The sequence below is a fragment of the Arthrobacter agilis genome (assembly GCF_030816075.1).
In the GTDB taxonomy this organism is placed as follows: Bacteria; Actinomycetota; Actinomycetes; order Actinomycetales; family Micrococcaceae; genus Arthrobacter_D; species Arthrobacter_D agilis_E.
The window spans coordinates 2,658,559-2,675,722 of sequence record NZ_JAUSXO010000001.1; the positions used below are offsets into that span (position 1 = coordinate 2,658,559).

General features: G+C 69.5%; 16 protein-coding genes. 8 read left to right on the plus strand and 8 right to left on the minus strand.

Going from position 1 to position 17,164, the window contains the following annotated elements; translation table 11 throughout:
* The first annotated feature begins 6 nt into the window (after window positions 1-6).
* Window positions 7-2,202: a S9 family peptidase gene (locus QFZ50_RS12380; RefSeq protein WP_307084564.1), complete on the plus strand. Its 2,196-nt coding sequence runs from the start codon at window positions 7-9 to the stop codon at window positions 2,200-2,202.
* Here QFZ50_RS12380 and QFZ50_RS12385 read toward each other — a convergent pair.
* From QFZ50_RS12385 to QFZ50_RS12405, 5 genes are read right to left on the minus strand one after another with little or no spacing between them, the layout of a single operon-like run.
* Window positions 2,133-3,212 carry a LacI family DNA-binding transcriptional regulator gene (locus tag QFZ50_RS12385; RefSeq protein WP_307084566.1) on the minus strand — a complete coding sequence of 360 codons (1,080 nt, stop codon included), beginning with the start codon at window positions 3,210-3,212 and terminating at the stop codon, window positions 2,133-2,135. The two genes, QFZ50_RS12380 and QFZ50_RS12385, sit on opposite strands and share 70 nt — an antisense overlap.
* Window positions 3,212-4,678 carry a GH1 family beta-glucosidase gene (locus tag QFZ50_RS12390; protein ID WP_307084568.1) on the minus strand — a complete coding sequence of 489 codons (1,467 nt, stop codon included), beginning with the start codon at window positions 4,676-4,678 and terminating at the stop codon, window positions 3,212-3,214. Before QFZ50_RS12390 ends, QFZ50_RS12385 begins: the two co-directional genes overlap by 1 nt.
* Window positions 4,675-5,589 carry a carbohydrate ABC transporter permease gene (locus QFZ50_RS12395; RefSeq protein ID WP_307084570.1) on the minus strand — a complete coding sequence of 305 codons (915 nt, stop codon included), beginning with the start codon at window positions 5,587-5,589 and terminating at the stop codon, window positions 4,675-4,677. Before QFZ50_RS12395 ends, QFZ50_RS12390 begins: the two co-directional genes overlap by 4 nt.
* Complete coding sequence (locus tag QFZ50_RS12400) at window positions 5,586-6,575, minus strand: carbohydrate ABC transporter permease (protein WP_307084573.1); 990 nt, start codon at window positions 6,573-6,575, stop codon at window positions 5,586-5,588. The genes QFZ50_RS12395 and QFZ50_RS12400 overlap by 4 nt, the downstream gene beginning before the upstream one ends.
* A gap of 3 nt (window positions 6,576-6,578) precedes the next feature.
* The gene (locus QFZ50_RS12405; RefSeq protein ID WP_307084575.1) at window positions 6,579-7,871 is read right to left on the minus strand and encodes an ABC transporter substrate-binding protein; all 1,293 of its coding nucleotides are present in this window, start codon (window positions 7,869-7,871) and stop codon (window positions 6,579-6,581) included.
* Between the two features lie 458 nt (window positions 7,872-8,329).
* On the opposite strand from QFZ50_RS12405, the gene QFZ50_RS12410 reads away from it, so the two are divergent.
* The 6 genes from QFZ50_RS12410 to QFZ50_RS12435 all read left to right on the plus strand — a co-directional run bounded on the left by QFZ50_RS12410 (window position 8,330) and on the right by QFZ50_RS12435 (window position 13,201).
* Window positions 8,330-8,758, plus strand: coding sequence for a hotdog fold thioesterase (locus QFZ50_RS12410; RefSeq protein WP_307084577.1), 429 nt, complete (start codon window positions 8,330-8,332; stop codon window positions 8,756-8,758).
* Window positions 8,755-9,618 carry an SGNH/GDSL hydrolase family protein gene (locus QFZ50_RS12415; RefSeq protein WP_307084580.1) on the plus strand — a complete coding sequence of 288 codons (864 nt, stop codon included), beginning with the start codon at window positions 8,755-8,757 and terminating at the stop codon, window positions 9,616-9,618. Before QFZ50_RS12410 ends, QFZ50_RS12415 begins: the two co-directional genes overlap by 4 nt.
* A 68-nt stretch (window positions 9,619-9,686) precedes the next feature.
* On the plus strand, window positions 9,687-10,124 hold the full coding sequence (locus tag QFZ50_RS12420) for a VOC family protein (RefSeq protein WP_307084582.1): 438 nt from the start codon (window positions 9,687-9,689) through the stop codon (window positions 10,122-10,124).
* A gap of 49 nt (window positions 10,125-10,173) precedes the next feature.
* Complete coding sequence (locus tag QFZ50_RS12425) at window positions 10,174-11,127, plus strand: 1,4-dihydroxy-2-naphthoyl-CoA synthase (protein ID WP_307084584.1); 954 nt, start codon at window positions 10,174-10,176, stop codon at window positions 11,125-11,127.
* A 7-nt stretch (window positions 11,128-11,134) separates the two neighbouring features.
* Window positions 11,135-12,265: an AMP-binding protein gene (locus QFZ50_RS12430; RefSeq protein WP_307084587.1), complete on the plus strand. Its 1,131-nt coding sequence runs from the start codon at window positions 11,135-11,137 to the stop codon at window positions 12,263-12,265.
* Window positions 12,266-12,316: 51 nt separating this feature from the next.
* On the plus strand, window positions 12,317-13,201 hold the full coding sequence (locus QFZ50_RS12435) for a 1,4-dihydroxy-2-naphthoate polyprenyltransferase (protein ID WP_307084589.1): 885 nt from the start codon (window positions 12,317-12,319) through the stop codon (window positions 13,199-13,201).
* 28 nt (window positions 13,202-13,229) lie between these two features.
* Here QFZ50_RS12435 and QFZ50_RS12440 read toward each other — a convergent pair whose 3' ends face one another.
* Complete coding sequence (locus QFZ50_RS12440) at window positions 13,230-13,535, minus strand: DUF4229 domain-containing protein (protein ID WP_307084591.1); 306 nt, start codon at window positions 13,533-13,535, stop codon at window positions 13,230-13,232.
* Between the two features lie 30 nt (window positions 13,536-13,565).
* On the opposite strand from QFZ50_RS12440, the gene QFZ50_RS12445 reads away from it, so the two are divergent.
* A complete protein-coding gene (locus tag QFZ50_RS12445) occupies window positions 13,566-14,012 on the plus strand; it encodes a PLD nuclease N-terminal domain-containing protein (RefSeq protein WP_307084593.1) in 447 nt (148 codons plus the stop codon).
* A gap of 378 nt (window positions 14,013-14,390) precedes the next feature.
* On the opposite strand, the gene ccsB is transcribed toward QFZ50_RS12445, so the two are convergent.
* On the minus strand, window positions 14,391-15,419 hold the full coding sequence (gene ccsB / locus QFZ50_RS12450) for a c-type cytochrome biogenesis protein CcsB (RefSeq protein WP_307084595.1): 1,029 nt from the start codon (window positions 15,417-15,419) through the stop codon (window positions 14,391-14,393).
* Window positions 15,419-17,143, minus strand: a complete 1,725-nt coding sequence (resB, locus tag QFZ50_RS12455; protein ID WP_373462274.1) for a cytochrome c biogenesis protein ResB — start codon at window positions 17,141-17,143, stop codon at window positions 15,419-15,421. Before resB ends, ccsB begins: the two co-directional genes overlap by 1 nt.
* Window positions 17,144-17,164 lie beyond the last annotated feature (21 nt).

The window sequence follows — 17,164 nt, forward strand, 5'->3', positions numbered from 1 at the left end:
GGAGCCATGACCGTCGACGCCACCGTGCTCCAAGTCCCCGTCCCGCCCCCGGCCAGGAAGGTGCCCGTCGAGCGCACCCACCACGGCGACACCTTCGTGGATTCCTACGAGTGGATGCGCGAGAAGGAGAACCCCGAGCTGATCGGGTACCTCGAGCGAGAGAACGACTACACGGAGGCCGTCACGCGGCACCAGGAACCGCTGCGCGAGGCCATCTTCAACGAGATCAAGGACCGCACGCAGGAGACGGACCTCTCCGTCCCCGCCCGCAAGAAGGGCTGGTGGTACTACTCCCGGACGGAGGAGGGGAAGCAGTACGGCATCCAGTGCCGCGTGGCCGCCGAGGACACGGGCGACCTGCGCCGTGACTGGACGCCGCCCGAGGTGGTCCCCGGGCAGCCCGTGCCGGGCGAGCAGGTGATGCTCGACGGCAACGAGCTCGCCGAGGGCAAGCCCTTCTTCTCCCTGGGCGGCCTCTCCGTGACCGAGGACGGCACGCTGCTGGCGTACTGCGAGGACAACGCGGGCGACGAGCGCTTCACGCTCCGCATCAAGGACCTCACGACCGGGGAGCTCCTGCCGGACGAGATCCCGGACGTCTTCTACGGGCTGTCCTTCTCCCCCGACGGGAGCCGCGTCTACTACACCGTCGTCGACGATTCCTGGCGCCCCTACCAGGTGCGGTCCCACGTCCTCGGCACGCCCGTGGCCGACGACGCACTCGTCTACCAGGAGGACGACGTCGCCATGTGGACGGGCTTCGAGGTCTCGGCCGACCGCACGCAGCTCCTCATCAGCATCGGCTGCTCGGAGTACAGCGAGTACCGCGTCCTCGACCTCGAGCACCCCGAAGCCGGCCTGACCCCGCTCATCTCCCGCGACGAACGCATCCTGTACGACGCCGAACCCCTCACCATCGACGGAGTACGGCACTACCTCCTGACCCACGACCGCGACGCGAGGAACTCGATGGTGAGCCTCGTCCCGGAGGACCAGTTCTCCCGGCCGCTCGCCGAGCAGGAGTGGACGACGGTCATCCCGCACGACGACGCCGTCCGCATCAACGGCGTCTCCGTCACGCGCACCCACCTGGTGCTCTCGGTCCGCAAGGACACCATCGAGCGCGTCCAGGTCCTGCCGCTGGCCGGCCTCGGCACGCCCGAGCAGGGGCTGCCCGCCGAACCCGACTTCGACGAGGAGCTCTTCACCTGCAACCTCGCCAACGCCGAGTTCGACTCCCCGATCATCCGCCTGTCGTACACCTCGTACCTCACGCCCCCGCGCGTCTACGACTACGTCCTCGAGGACGGGTCGCTGGAACTGCGCAAGGAGACCGAGGTGCGCGGCGGGTACGACCCCGCCGACTACGTGGCCGAGCGTCACTGGGCACCGGCAGCCGACGGCACACTGATCCCGCTCTCCGTCGTCCGGCGGACCGACCTCGCCCAGGACGGCACCAACCCGGCGGTCGTCTACGCGTACGGCAGCTACGAGGTCAGCATGGACCCCGCCTTCTCGATCGCCCGGCTCTCCCTCCTGGACCGCGGCATCGTGTTCGTCACCGCGCACATCCGCGGCGGCGGTGAAATGGGCCGCAGCTGGTACGAGCAGGGCAAGAAGCTGGCCAAGAAGAACACCTTCACCGACTTCGTCGACGCCACCACGTACCTCGGCGACTCGGGCTGGGCGGATCCGTCACGGATCGCCGCGATGGGCGGTTCCGCGGGAGGTCTCCTCATGGGCGCCGTCGCCAACCTGGCGCCGGAGAAGTACCGGGCGATCGTGGCTCAGGTCCCGTTCGTGGACGCGCTGACCACCATCCTCGACCCGGACCTGCCGCTCTCGGCGCTCGAGTGGGAGGAGTGGGGCAACCCGATCACCGACCCCGAGGTGTACCGCTACATGAAGGAGTACACGCCCTACGAGAACGTGCGCCCCGTCGCGTACCCGAGGATCGCCGCCGTCACGAGCTACAACGACACGCGCGTGCTGTACGTGGAGCCCGCCAAGTGGGTCGCGCAGCTGCGCGAGACCGCCACGGGCACCGAGCCGATCGTCCTCAAGACGGAGATGGACGGCGGCCACGGCGGCGCCAGCGGACGCTACTCCCGGTGGCGCGACGTCGCCTGGGACTACGCGTTCGCCGCGGACGCCGTGGGCGCCACGGAGGTGCTCGCGCGTTCCACCAGTTCCGTGGAGTAGATGACGGGCTCCGGGTGCGAGCCCGGGGCCTCGATCTCCTCCAGGAGCATCGCTCCCGCCTTCACGGCCATCTGGACCATGGGCTGGGTGATCGTGGTGAGCGGCGTCGCCGCCGTCTCGGCGACGGCGTGGTTGTCGTAGCCCATGAGCGCGATGTCCCCCGGCACCGTCTTCCCGGCGGCGTGGAGCGCCTCGAGCACACCGAGCGCCATGAGGTCCGAGGCGGCGAAGATGCCGTCGATCTCGGGATCCTCGGCGAGGAGCTGTCGCGCCGCGGTGGCCGCGCCGTCCGTGGTGAAGTCGGCGTGGACCACGGGCCCCTCGGGCAGTCCGGCCTCCGCCAGGCCCGCCTTCCAGCCGCGCAGGCGGTCGACGGCGGCGGTCATGTCGGCGGGTCCGGCCACCGTGGCGAGGCGACGGCGGCCGATGCCGGCGAGGTGCTGCGCGGCCAGCCGCCCGCCGCCGACGTTGTCCGTATCCACATACGTCACGTCGAACGTGGTGTCCCACGGGCGCCCGATGAAGATGGTCGGAAGACCGGTCTCGGCGAGTGACCTCGCCCAGGAGTCGGCCTTGTGGTGCGAGACGACGATCGCCCCGTCCACGTGCCCCCCGCGCAGGTAGCGCAGGGTGCGGGAGGAGTCGTCGTCGGTCCTCGACATCAGCAGCACCAACTGCACGTCGGTCTCCCGGAGGGCCTCCGTGATGCCGGTGATGACGACGGCGAAGAAGGGATCCATCATGACGCGGACGTCGGGCTCCGGGATGACCAGGGCGATGGAGGACGTCCGGCGGGTCACCAGGCTGCGCGCGGCCCGGTTCGGGATGTACCCGAGGTCGATGACCGCGCGGTCCACCGCCGCCTGGGCCTCGGGGCTGACGCGGTCTCCCCCGTTGATGGCGCGGGAGGCGGTGGAACGTGACACCCCGGCTGCCACGGCGAGGTCCTCGAGCGTGGGGCTCGAGCGAGCGGTGACCTGGCGCAGCGGCCGGGGTGGGGACGTTTTCATCACCTCGACAATACGACACCCGCCCGCTCGGCGTCCGGCGACGAGGCGTCGGGCACCGTGTTGGAGGCCGCCAGGCGGGCGTACCAGAGGGCGCTCGCCTTCGGGGTGCGCTCCTGTGTCTCGTAGTCCACGCGCACCAGGCCGAAGCGCTGGTGGTAGCCCCAGGCCCACTCGAAGTTGTCCATGAGCGACCACGCGAGGTAGCCGCGGAGGTCCACGCCGTCGTCGATCGCGTCCTTCATGGCCCGCACGTGGACGTCGAAGAAGCCGAGGCGGTCCTGGTCGTCCACGAAACCGGAGTCGTCCGGGGCGTCATTGTAGGCGGCACCGTTCTCCGTGATGTAGATCGGGATGCCGGCAGGCCCGGTGTACTCGTCCTGCAGCCAGTTGAGCAGGCGGCGGAGCCCGTCGGGCTGCACCTCCCAGTCCATCGCCGTGACGGGCAGGCCGCGCGGTACCGAACGGACACCGTGCGCCGCGACGTAGGGAGAGGAGACCGGGCGCTCGAGCGGCGCGTGGCCCTCCTGCGGTGCCGCCTCGCCCGACGGCGCCTTGGTGACGGCCTCGCCGTGGTAGTAGTTCACGCCCAGCACGTCGATGGGCGTGCCGATGATGTCGAGGTCGCCGTTCCGGATGTGCTCGGCCATCCCGAGGTGCTCGACGTCCCGGAGGACGTCCTCCGGGTATGCGCCGCGCAGCACGGGGTCGAGGAAGATGCGGTTGAACTGCCCGTCGATGCGGCGGGCGGCGTCGCGGTCCTCCGCGCTGTCCGGGTCCACGGGGTCCGGCACGGTGAGGTTGAGCGTGATGCCGAGGGTCGCGTCCGCGTCCCGGCGGCGCAGCTCCTGCGTCGCGAGTCCGTGACCGAGCAGGAGGTGGTGCGCGGCGGCGAGGGCCGCCGTCGGCTCCTGGCGCCCCGGCGCGTGCACGCCGGCGGCGTAGCCGAGGAACGCCGCACACCAGGGCTCGTTGAGGGTGGTCCAGATGCGCACCCGGTCGCCCAGGGCCTCGTGCATCACCGCGGCGTACTCGGCGAAGCGGTAGGCGGTGTCGCGGTTGGTCCAGCCACCCTTGTCCTCGAGGGCCTGCGGCAGGTCCCAGTGGTAGAGGGTGAGCCACGGCTTGATACCGGCCTCGAGGAGCTGGTCCACGAGCCGCGAGTAGAAGCGGATGCCCTCGGTGTTCGGCGTGACGCCGTCCGCCATGCAGCGGGACCACGACGTCGAGAAGCGGTACGCCTGCAGGTTGAGGCTCTTCATCAGTGCGACGTCCTCCGCCGAACGGTGGAAGTGGTCGCACGCGACGTCCCCGTTGTGTGCGTCCACCACTGCTCCCGGGACGCGGGAGAACGTGTCCCAGATGGACGGCCCCCTGCCGCCCTCCTGCGCCCCGCCCTCGATCTGGTATGCCGCTGTCGCCGCACCCCAGAGGAAGCCCTCGGGAAAGGTGATCTCGGTGCTGCTCATCCTTTGACTGCTCCTTGCATGATTCCTGATACGAGTTGACGTCCCGCCACTGCGAAGAGGAGCAGCAGGGGGATGGTGGAGAGCACGGCTCCGGCGAGCACGATCGAGTAGTCGACGAAGTGCGCGGCCTGGAGCAGCTGCAGTGCCACCGGGAGGGTGGGGTTGGACGGATCCAGCACGATGAACGGCCAGAAGAAGTTGGTCCATGTCGCGACGAACGTGAAGAGCGCGAGCATCGCCGCGGCGGGCCGGGCGGCCGGGAGGCCGACGTACCAGAACGCCTGGATCATGGACGCGCCGTCGATCCTGACGGCCTCGATGAGCTCGTCCGGCAGGGCGTCCCGCAGGTACTGCGTCATCCAGAACACCCCGAAGGCCGTGACGACGCCGGGCACGATGACGGCCCAAAGCGATCCGGTCCAGCCGAGCTTCGCCATCACGATGAACAGCGGCACCACACCCAGCTGGGTGGGGACCGCCATGGTGGCGATCACGAACACCAGCAGGCCCTTGCTGCCCCGGAAACGGAGCTTGGCGAAGGCGAATCCGGCGAGGGTCGAGAACAGGACCACGGACACCGCCGTGACGGTGGAGACGAGGATGCTGTTGCCGAGCGCCTTCCAGAACGGGATGGTGTCGAGCACGCTGGCCGCGTTGGCGAGGAAGTTACCGCCCGGCACCAGGGGCACGCCCTTGCTGATGACCGAGCTGTCATGGCTTCCCACCAGGAAGGACCACCACAGCGGGAACACCGAGCCGAGGATCACCGCCGCGAGGAATCCGTAGGTCAGGAACCCGGGCCGGCGCATGGTGCCGCCGGGGGCGCCGCGGCGCCGGGAGCCGAGGCCCCGCTGGGCCGCGCGTGCGGCCCCCTTGCCCGCGGTCTGTTCGATCATGGGGATGGAGCTCATCGTCGGCCTCCCTGGCTAGCGATGCGGCGGGTGATGAGGAAGTTGGCCATCGCGATGAGGACGATGATCAGGAACAGCAGCCAGGCGACGGCCGAGGCCCTGCCGAAGTTGCGCTGGCCCCAGCCGAGCTCCCAGATGTACATGGTGAGGGTCTGCCACTGGCGGTCCGCGCCACCGAGGCCCGCCTGGTCGAACACGCGCGCCTCGTCGAAGATCTGGAGGCCGCCGATCGTGGCGGTGATCACCACGAAGATGATGGTGGGGCGGAGCATCGGGACGGTGACCGAGACGAACTGGCGGAGCCGCCCGGCGCCGTCGATCGTCGCCGCCTCGTAGACGTCCCGGGGGATGGCCTGCATGGCGGCGAGGAAGATCAGGGCGTTGTAGCCCGTCCAGCGGAAGTTCACCATGGTGGCGATCGCCGTGTGACTCGCGAGCGAGTCGGAGTGCCAGCGGACCGGGTCCAGCCCCATCCCCGTCAACACCTCGTTGAACAGGCCTGCCTGGTCAGCGAAGAGGTTGTTGAAGATCAACCCAACGGCCACGGGGGCCACCACGAAAGGCACGAGGACGCCCATCCGCCAGAACGTCTTGGCCCGGAGGTTCGCATCGAGCACCGCCGCGATGGCGATGGCGAGGACGACCTGCGGGACGGACGAGAGGAGGAAGATGCTGAACGTATTACCTACCGCGTTCCAGAAGAACGGCTGCGCGAGGACGAACTCGTAGTTCTCCAGTCCGGTGAACTTCCCCTGGCCCCCGATGAGGTTCCAGGTGTGGAGCGAGACCCATGCCGTGTAGAGCAGGGGGAACAGGCCCGTGATCGCGAAGAGGACGAAGAACGGCGAGATGTAGAGATACGGGGACAGCTTGACGTCCCACTTCGACACCTTCTGGGAGAAGGCCAGCCGCTTCACGCTCTTGTCACGTGAGGCAGGCTGATTCGTGTTGGGAGGTGGGGTTTGGACCCGGTCCGTGACGGCCATGGGCTACAGAGCGCCTACAGCGGTGACGAACTTCTCCCAGGAGGAGGCGGGGTCGTCGGTCTTGTCGACGTCGACGCGGGTCAGGGCCTGCTGCATGGCGTCGTTGATGGGGAAGTACTTCGGCCCCTTGAACGGACGGACCTCGATGGCGTTGGCCCGGTTGGCGAGGATCTCACCGGTGGGGGCGTCGTTGAAGAACGCGTTGGTCTGGCCCAGCAGCGTGTCGCTCTCGAGCCCTTCGACCTGGCTGGGGAAGGTGCCCTTCGACTCGAAGGCCTTGATCTGCTGCTCCGGGGCGGTGAGCCACTCGGCGAGCTTCTTGGCCTCGGCCTGGTGGGCGCCCTGGGTGGGGATGGTCAGGTAGGACCCGCCCCAGTTGCCGCCGCCGCCGGGGAAGACATCCGCGATGTCCCAGCCGTCGATGCCCTTGGCGTTGCCCTCGATGATGCCGAGCATCCAGCCCGGGCAGAGCTTCGTGGCGAAGGCGTCGGACTGGAAGCTGGCCGTCCAGTCGTCCTCCCACTGGGTCAGGTGCGCGGAGAGTCCGTCGTCCACCGAGGCCTGGAGGACCTGCTCGTAGATGTCCTTGACGTCGGCGTTATCGGTCGCGATGACCGTACCGTCCTTGTCCTCGTAGGCGTTCTCGACCTGGTTGATCATGCCCTGGTAGGTGGCTCCGGCGGAATCGAACCAGGCGGTGCCGTCACTCGCCGCGACGAACTTCTTGCCCGCGTCGAAGTAGTTCTGCCAGTCACCCTCGAGCATCTTCGCGACGGACTCACGGTCGCTGGGCAGTCCGGCCTTCTCGAAGAGGTCCGCGCGGTAGCAGACGGCCTCGGGTCCGGCGTCGGTGCCGTACCCGATCAGCTGCCCGTCCTCGGTGGTGGCGGCGGCTTCCTTCCAGTCGAGCCAGCGGCCCTCGACGGCAGGATCCTTGAGATCCGCGAACTGGTCGGAGTACTCGAGCAGCTCCGGGAGCCAGTCCATCTCGATACCTTCGATGTCCGACAGGCCCGAGCCGGCGGCGAGCCTCGTGGTGAGGTTGTCGCGGGCCTCGTTGGAGGTCGCTGCCTTCTTGTGCTCGATGGTGACGTTCGGGTTGAGCTCCTCGTACTCCGTGAAGAGTTCCTCGTAGCCGAATTCGTTGAACGTGCCGACGGACAGGGTGACGTCCTCGGTGCCGGTCTCGCCTTCGACGCCGGCATTGTCCGATCCGCCGGATCCGCAGGCGGTGAGGGCCAGGGCGAGGCATGCCGCCGCGGCGGAAAGTGCGGTGATACGTGCTCTGCTGTGCACGGATGACTCCTTTGTCAGGGTTGGATCCCACCGCCGGGTGCAGCGGGGTCTGGGTGGTGCTTCCTGGGCGCGGTATCCGGACGGGACGCGGCTGGGGCCCTTGATCGGGCCTGTGCCAGGACTGGAGTGGCGGTGGTGGGCTCCGGGAGCACCCGGAACCCACCGCCGGTGCGAGTGGGTGTTCACAGCCCGAGGTCGGGATCCGACCGGGAGATCAGTTCCGATGGGAGCGCTCTCACGCTGTCGCACCATCCTGACTGTGACCCACGGCACTGTCAAGTGGGAGCGCTTCCACGGCCCGGGAATTCCCACTGCTCACATCATCGCCGCAGGTCAGAAGCTACCTGCAGGGCTCCGCGTGATCCGATTGTTATCCGGAGCCCGTCCCCGGGAGCAACGGACGCACCGCTAGAGTGACGGACGACCACCCCCTTTCCCGAACCAGGAGCACCTCCCCGATGTCGCACGAACCCTCCCCCTGGACCATCGTTCTCGGCGAACTCGACGAGAAGATGGGCGTGGTGATCCTGGAACAGTCGGTCGAGCGTGTCGTGGCGACCATGCCGGTGGCCGGCAACCGCCAGTCGTTCGGGCTCCTGCACGGTGGCGCCTCGCTGGCCGTCGGTGAGGCCGTCGGCTCGTGGGCCGCGGTGATCCATGCCTCGACGCTCGGCAAGACGGCCGTGGGCGTGGACGTCTCGGCGACACACCACAGGGGCGCCCGGGAGGGGACGGTCACCATCACGGCGACACCGCTTCACCTCGGCCGCACCCTCACCACCCACGAGGTGCTGCTCACCGACGAGGCGGGGCAGCGGCTGTGCACACTCCGCATCACCAATCTGCTCCTCGACAGGCCCATCCCGGCCGCTAGCGTGGAGGGATGACACCAGCCCCCTCGCCGTCCGGGTTCCGCGTGCTACGCCTCGCCGTCGTCGCCCTCGCCGCGAGCGCGATGCTCGGAGGCGCGGCCGGCCCGGCGGCGGCCGAGCCGGAGGTCCCCCTGTCCTATGTCGCCCTCGGTGACTCCTACGCCTCGGGATTCGGCGCCGGGTCCTACACCGGCAGCTGCGGCCGGTCCCCGTTCGGCCTGCCCGGCCTGCTCGATGGGGAGGAGCAGGTGGAACTGACCGCCGACGTCACGTGCGCCGGCGCGCGAGCCGCCACGGACCCCGGTGGGGCCGTCGACCTGCCGGAGCAGCTGGCGGAGGTCGTCGCCTCCGGCGCGCTGTCCGGTGAGACCGGACTGGTCAGCATCTCGGCCGGCGGGAACGACGCCGGGTTCGGCGAGGCTGCCTCGGCCTGCGCCTCGCAGCCGGCCGCGACCTGTGCGGAGGTGATCGCCTCGAAGAACACGACGGCGTTGCCCGCGCTGGCGGCCGACCTCGACGCGCTCTACGGGGAGATCCGTGCCGCGGCGCCCGACGCCACCGTCCTCGTCACCGGGTACCCGCACCTCTTCTCGCCGGAGTTCGGGAACGCGCTCATCCCCCTGGCCTCCCAGGAGGCGTTCAACGCGGGGACGGACGAACTCAATGCGGTGATCCAGGACCGGGCCGCGGCCCACCGCTTCGTGTTCGTCGACGCCGTCAGGGCCTTCGAGGGCCACGGCCTCGGCTCCCCCGCGCCCTGGATCACCCTCCGTGCCGAGGCGACCGACAATCTGCATCCCACGGCCGAGGGCTACCGGGACGGGTACTACTCCGCCGTGCGGAACGCCGTGGACCTCGACCGGCCCCGGTGCTAGGCCCGGCCCGCGCGGAGCACCGCCTTCCGGGCCTTCCGAAACCGTGCCGTGGGACCTAGCCTGTCGCCATGCCCTTCTCCATCCAGATCTCGGTCGACTGCAAGGACCCACACGCCCAGGCAGACTGGTGGGCGGAGACCCTCGACTGGGTGGTGGAGCCCACCGACGAGGCGTTCCTGGACAGGATGATCGCCGAGGGCCATGCCCGCGAGTCCGACGTGATCGAACGCCACGGCAGGCGTGTCTGGAAGGACGGCACGGCGATCTGCCGAGCGGCCGACGTGGGGCGACCGGGCCGCGAGCGCATGCTCTTCCAGCCGGTCCCTGAACCGAAGACCGCCAAGAACCGCATGCACGTCGACATCAACCTCGCCGGCTCGGACCGGGACGAACAGCGTGCGCGGCTCGAGGCGAGGGGCGCCCGCTACGTGGAACGGCACTCGCAGGGCCCCCATACGTGGTACGTCATGCTCGACCCGGAGGGCAACGAGTTCTGCATCGCGTGACGGCGGGGGCCGGGGCCGCCGCCCTGTGCTGCGCGGCTAGACTCGACGGGTGACTTCAGAGCTTCCCGCCAAGGTATCCGACATCTTCGACCCGACCCGCTGGCGGGTCGTCCAGGGGTTCGAGGACTTCACGGACCTGACGTACCACCGGGCCGTGGAGCGCGACGCCGGGGGCGCAGTGGTCCGGGACCTGCCCACCGTGCGCGTCGCCTTCGACCGCCCCGAGGTGCGCAACGCCTTCCGCCCGGGCACTGTCGACGAGCTCTACCGGGCCCTCGACCACGCCCGCATGTCCCCCGACGTCGCGACCGTCCTGCTCACCGGCAACGGTCCGAGCCCCCGGGACGGCGGCCATTCCTTCTGCTCCGGCGGTGACCAGCGCATCCGGGGGCGGGACGGCTACCGGTATGCCGAGGGCGAGACGACGGAGACCATCGATCCGGCGCGTGCCGGTCGCCTGCACATCCTCGAGGTCCAGCGGCTCATCCGCACCATGCCCAAGGTGGTCATCGCCGTCGTCAACGGCTGGGCGGCCGGCGGCGGGCACAGCCTGCACGTCGTGGCGGACCTGACCATCGCCTCGGCACAGCACGGCCGGTTCAAGCAGACCGATGCGACGGTGGGAAGCTTCGACGCCGGGTACGGCTCGGCCCTTCTGGCCCGGCAGATCGGGCAGAAGAAGGCGCGGGAGATCTTCTTCCTGGCGCGTGAGTATTCCGCACAGGACATGGTGGAGATGGGCGCTGTGAACGAGGCCGTGGATCACGCGGCCCTCGAGGACGTGGCGCTCGAGTACGCTGCCGACATCGCCCGCCAGAGTCCGCAGGCCGTCCGCATGCTCAAATTCGCGTTCAACCTGCCGGACGACGGCCTGGCGGGCCAGCAGGTCTTCGCGGGCGAGGCGACCCGCATGGCGTACATGACGGACGAGGCGGTGGAGGGCAAGGAGGCGTTCCTCGAGAAGCGCGCCCCGGACTGGTCCCCGTTCCCCTACTACTTCTAGGAGCGGCGTGGAACTCCTGCCCGTCCACACCCCCGAGGGCTTCGATCCCCTCGAACTGCTCAAGCCCCTCGCCGCCGCGCTCGCGGGCGAGGGCCCTGCCGTCGCACCCCACGTGCGGGCGGACCAGACCTTCGACGGCGCCCTGCCGAACGACGAGATCGCCGCCGTGATCAGCACCTCCGGATCCACGGGCATCCCGAAGCAGACGATGCTCAGCGTCGACGCCCTCGCCGCGTCCGCGATGGGCACGGCCTTCGCGCTCAAGGCGGAGGGCCAGTGGCTCCTGACGCTCCCCGTGCACTACGTCGCCGGATTCCAGGTGCTCGTGCGGTCCCTATTCGCCGGGACGCAACCGTGGGTCATGGACACCTCCGCGGGCTTCACGCCCGAGGCCTTCACGAGCGCCGCGGCGGAGCTGACCGACCGGGTCCGGTTCACCTCGCTCGTCCCGACGCAGCTCCACCGGCTGCTGGCCGATCCGTCGCCGGAGACGCTCCGGGTGCTGCGCCGCTTCGACCGGATCCTCCTCGGAGGGGCACCGGCCGGTGCGTCGCTGCGCTCGCTCGCCCGCAGCCACGATCTGAAGGTCGTCGAGACGTACGGCATGAGCGAGACCTGCGGCGGGTGCGTCTACGACGGCACGCCCCTCGACGGCGTCGAACTCCGTGCGGTGGACGGCCGCCTGCGCATCGGCGGGTCCGTCCTGGCCGACGGCTACTTCAATGCGCCGGACCTCACCGAGGAGAAGTTCGTCTTCAATGCGGGTGAGCGCTGGTTCGTCACCGACGATGCCGGCGAGGTGGCCCTCGACGGCTCGGTCACCGTGCACGGCCGGCTCGACGACGTCATCATCACGGGCGGACTGAAGGTGTCGGCGACGAAGGTCTCCGACGTCATCGAGGCGCTGCCCGGGGTGGAGCAGGCCATGGTCCTCGGCATCTCCAGCGAGGAGTGGGGCACCGCCGTGGCCGCGGCGGTCGTCGGAGACGTCGACACCGAGGTCATCCGGCAGGCGGTCCACGTCGAACTGGGGGCACACGCGGTCCCCAAGGCCATCGTCACCCTGGACGCCTTACCCTTGCTGCCCGGCGGCAAACCCGACCGCCGCACCATCTCCACGCTCCTCGAACGCGCCTAGGCGTTCGACGCACACCCGTAGCCCGCCCGACCCGACGACAAGGACCTCTCCGTGGCGACTGCCGCACAATGGCTTGAAGGAGCCCGCCCCCGCACCCTGCCGATGGCCTTCGCACCCGTGATCATCGGAAGCGCCGCCGCGTACGGACTCGGCTCGTTCAAACCCCTCAACGCGGTGCTCGCGGTGATCGTCTCAGTCCTGCTGCAGGTCGGCGTGAACTATGCCAACGACTACTCGGACGGCATCCGCGGCACGGACAACGAACGCGTCGGACCCCTGCGGCTCACCGGATCCGGGGTCGCGCGGCCGAAGCAGGTGAAGGCCGCAGCCTTCGCCTGCTTCGGCCTCGCCGTGCTCGCAGGCCTCGCGCTGATCCTGCTCTCGCAGGCGTGGGTACTGGTGCTCGTGGGCGTGGGCTGCGTCGCCGCCGCCTGGGGCTACACCGGGGGCAAGAACCCGTACGGGTACCTCGGCCTGGGCGACCTCTTCGTCTTCGTGTTCTTCGGGCTCGTCGCGACGCTGGGCACCACCTTCACCCAGGCGGACCGGCTGAGCGCGGCAGCGTGGATCGGAGCCGTCAGCACGGGGCTCATCGCCATGGCACTGCTCATGGCCAACAACGTGCGCGACATCCCGACGGACCGCGCGGTGGGCAAGCGCACGCTCGCCGTCCGGCTCGGGGACACGCCGGCACGCATCAGCTACGTCATGATGCTCGCTGCGGCCATCCTGCTGCCGCTGTTCCTGATCAACGACTACCCGTGGGTACTGCTCGTCCTGCTGCTCGTCCCGGCCTGCCTGATGCCCAGCTGGCTGATGCTGAAGGGCAAGAAGCGCAAGAGCCTGATCCCCGTCCTGAAGCAGACGGGCCTGATCAACCTCGCGTTCAGCGTCCTGTTCGCCGCCGGGATCGTGGTGACCACGGCCCTCGCCTAGACGGGCGCACCCGCCGGGGAGGAACCGGTCAGGCCGCGGTACCCCGCGGCTTGCGGTCCACGTTCACGGGGGTGTTGGGGTCCAGGGCGTCCTCGGCGGCGGCGTCGTCGAGCTCCACGGCCGTGCGGACGGGCGGCGCTCCCGGCGTGAAGCGGCGCTGCAGTGTCGCCGCGGCGGCGTCCCTCAGGTTCCGGGCGAAGAGGTACGTCACACACCAGGCGAGGATCGCTGCGACCACCGCCGAGAGGAACAGCCCGAGGCCCAGCAGCACGCACGCCACGTAGAAGACGATGATCAGCAGCAGGCGCAGGGCGGTGAATTTGAGGAAGGCCACGCTCCAAGTTTACTCGCCTACAATTGGCGCATGCCCCGCCTCCTGCTCTTCGCCGCGATCCTGGCGGTCGCCGTCGTCATCTACGCGCTGATCGACTGTGTCATGAGCCGAAAACACGAGGTGCGGAGTATCTCGAAGACCGCGTGGTTCATCACCATCCTGGTGCTGCCAATCATCGGCGCAGGGATGTGGTTCCTCTTCGGCCGCCCCCGCAAGCAGGGGCCGTCCGGGCCACGACGGCCCGCACCCCGCCAGCCCACCGCTCCGGACGACGACCCCGCCTTCTTGCAGAACCTCGAGGCGCAGCGCTGGCAGCGGGCCCGCGAGGAGGAGCGGCGCCGGCGCGAGCAGGAGCAGAAGGACCGCGAGGCGAAGGCCGGCGAGACCGGCAAGGACTCCCCCGCCCGGGAGGACAAGCACGACGGCGAGGGCAACGACGACGCCGGATCGGGCCCCGCCGGCGTGCACCGGCCCTGACGCGCCCGTCGTCCCCGGGGCCGGAGTCCTCGATGCCGCCCCGCCCCGATCCTCCCGCCGGCCGGCTGACGGACGTCGGCTGACGGAGGTCTGCTGAGGTGGACAACGGACGGCTGTGGCTGACGGAGGTCTGCTGAGGTGGACAACGGACGGCTGTGGCTGACGGTGGTCGGCTGACGGCCATGGACATCGTTGGCCGGGGTCGACGCGCATCCCCGGTGACGCCCACCGTGGCTCTCCGCGCGGTGGCGTCCGCCCCCGGGCACCACGCTCGACGGCCCCGCCCATCGGCGGCTCCGCCACGGGAGGACCCCAGGACACGAGAGAGCCCCGCGGCCGATGCCGCGGGGCTCTCTCGTGTCTCCGGTGCCCGTCCGGCTAGACACCGGCGTAGCTGTGCAGTCCCGAGAAGTAGATGTTCACGATCGTGAAGTTGAACACGATGCAGAGGTACCCGACGATCGACAGCCAGGCCGCACGCGTGCCCGTCCAGCCGCGCGTCGCACGGGCATGCAGGTAACCGGCGTAGACCGTCCAGATCACGAAGGTCCAGACCTCCTTGGTGTCCCAGCCCCAGTAACGTCCCCAGGCCTGCTCCGCCCAGATGGCACCGGCCATCAGGGTGAAGGTCCACCCGACGAACGCGACGGCGTTGAGGCGGTAGGACAGGTTCTCGAGGCTGAGCGCGGACGGCACCAGGCGCAGGAACCTGGCGTTGTCAGTCTTGCCCGCGAGCAGCTTGGCTTCGCGGGAGGTCTGCAGGAGCTGCAGCACGGACATGGAGAACGTGATGGTGAAGAGCGCCGAGGACGCGACGGCGATGGAGACGTGCACGATCAGCCAGTAGCTCTGCAGGGCAGGGATCAAGCGGGCGACGGGCGTCGGGAAGCCGACCGTCGCGGCGCAGAGCATGATCACCACGAGCCCCACTACGAAGGAACCGACGAAGCGGAGGTCCTTGCGGGTGAGCGTGATGAGGAAGATGAGTGCGACGAGGAAGGCACCGGTGGTGCAGAACTCGTACATGTTGCCCCAGGGCACACGGTGGGCCGCGAGGCCGCGCGTGAGAACGGCGGCACCGTGGATCACCGCGGCCAGGACGGTCAGCGAGACGGCCACGCGGGCCCGTCCACGCCGGGGTCCGGAGCCGTAGTCCATGGAATCGTCGGCCGTCGTCGGCGTCGTACCGGCGTCCGTCGTCGACCCTGCGCCGCGCGCACCGACTCCCGCGAGAGCCCGCGCCGGGGCGGCCTGACCGGCGAGGCGGGACTCGAGCGCACCGATGGTCGCGCTGGACCTCACGAGGTCGAGCACGAAGAAGATCAGGGCCACCACGTAGGCGATGGAGGCCAGCAGCATGAAGAGCTCACTGACCTGCCCGAGCTCGGCATTGACTGGTTGTGGCATCAGTTGTCCTTTGCGTTGTGTGGCGCGTGCCCGGAGCCTGCTGCCGACTGCGCGGCCTCCTGCTCCCTATGGTCCCCCGCGGTGCCGGACGGCACCAACAAGCGGTCCGCCAGCAATGTCTCGATGGCTTTGCCCTCGGCGACGAGCCGGGGGTCCTCGCCGCGTGCAAGCAGTCCGTATTCCAGCATGAGGCGCCCGTCCGGGTGCTCCCCGGTCCGCACCCACAGCCGCCGACGCCCGATGAACAGGGACGCCGTCAACCCGAGCAGCGCGAGGGTCGCGAAGACGAGGGCACCCGCCTCGCCCGGGTCGTGGTGGATGTCGAGCGCGACGTAGCGCTTGAGCCCGTCGAACGTGACCGAGCCCTTGCCCTCGGGCAGATCGTAGGTCTGGCCGACAGCGAGCACGATGCCGCCGGCGTCGTTGTTCCGGCTGTTGAGCTCCGTCAGGTCCTCGGTGTCGAGGACGTAGACGTTCTCGGGGGTTCCGTCATCGAGCCCCAGGTCCCCGTAGTAGGAGTTCAGGTTGAGCTGCGGGTTGAACGGGTCGGGGTCCCGCGAGAAGGAGACGCCCTCCTCGTCCACGAACGCGGTGGGCAGGAAGAACCCCACGAAGCCGAGCTGGTCCGGCTTGGCGTCCGGCGCCTTGAGGACGAACAGGGATGTGTACAGGGCGTCGGACGGAACCGAGACGACGGGCCCCTGGGACGCGATGTTGCCCTCGCCGTCGCGGACGGTGACGACGGGTGCGTAACCATTGCCGACGAGGTATACGTTCGTGCCGCCGATGGTGAGCGGCGCGTTGACCTTGAGGACCTGCTGCTCCTCGTCCTCGCCCGGGCCGTCCTGGGTGGTGACCTTGGCCGTGAAGTCGAGTGGCTGGCCGTAGTGGCTCACCTGCTCCCGGTCGAAGCGGACGTCGAAGGAGTCGAGGCGGATGGAGTAGGGCGCGAGCTGATCGTCCGAGAAGTTGGACCCGGGGTTGAAGCTGTCGTAGCCGATCAGGGTGTTGACGAAGCTGTCGCCCTCGACGATGACCTTCTGCCCGTTGTAGCCGAAGAGCCCGCCGACGGCGACCGAGACCAGGACGCCGATCAGCGAGGTGTGGAAGACGAGGTTGCCGAACTCCTTGGCGAGGCCACGCTCGGCGCCGACCGACGGGCGGTCGGTCCCGGCGTCGCGCACGTCCACGCGGTACCCGCGCTTCTTCAGCAGCGCGGCGGCCTGCTCGGCAGCGGCGGCGGGGGTGAGTCCTGTGTCCCGCGCCTGTCCGGCGGGCACCTCGAGCGTGCCGTACACGGGCAGCCGGGAGAGCCGCTTGGGCGTGCGCGGCGGCTTCGAGCGGACGGCCCGGAAGTGTGCGGCGGCGCGCGGGATCACGCAGCCGATGAGCGAGATGAAGAGCAGGAGGTAGATCGCGGAGAACCAGACCGACGAGTAGACGTCGAAGAGCTGGAACCAGTCGAGGACGGGCCCGGTGTCGGGGTTGTCCTGGAGGTACTGCGTGACGACGGCGGGATTCGCGGGCCGCTGCGGGAACAGCGAGCCGGGCACGGCCGCGACGGCGAGCAACAGGAGCAGGAACAGCGCGGTCCGCATGCTCGTCAGTTGCGTCCAGACCCACCGCAGGGTGCCGAGGAATCCGAGCGAGGGCAGGACGACGTCGGGTTCGGCGCGTGTGGCGCCCGCCCCGTCCCTCGTGTCCTCTGAAACGTCCTGCTTCACTGTGGCCTTTCCATCGTCGTG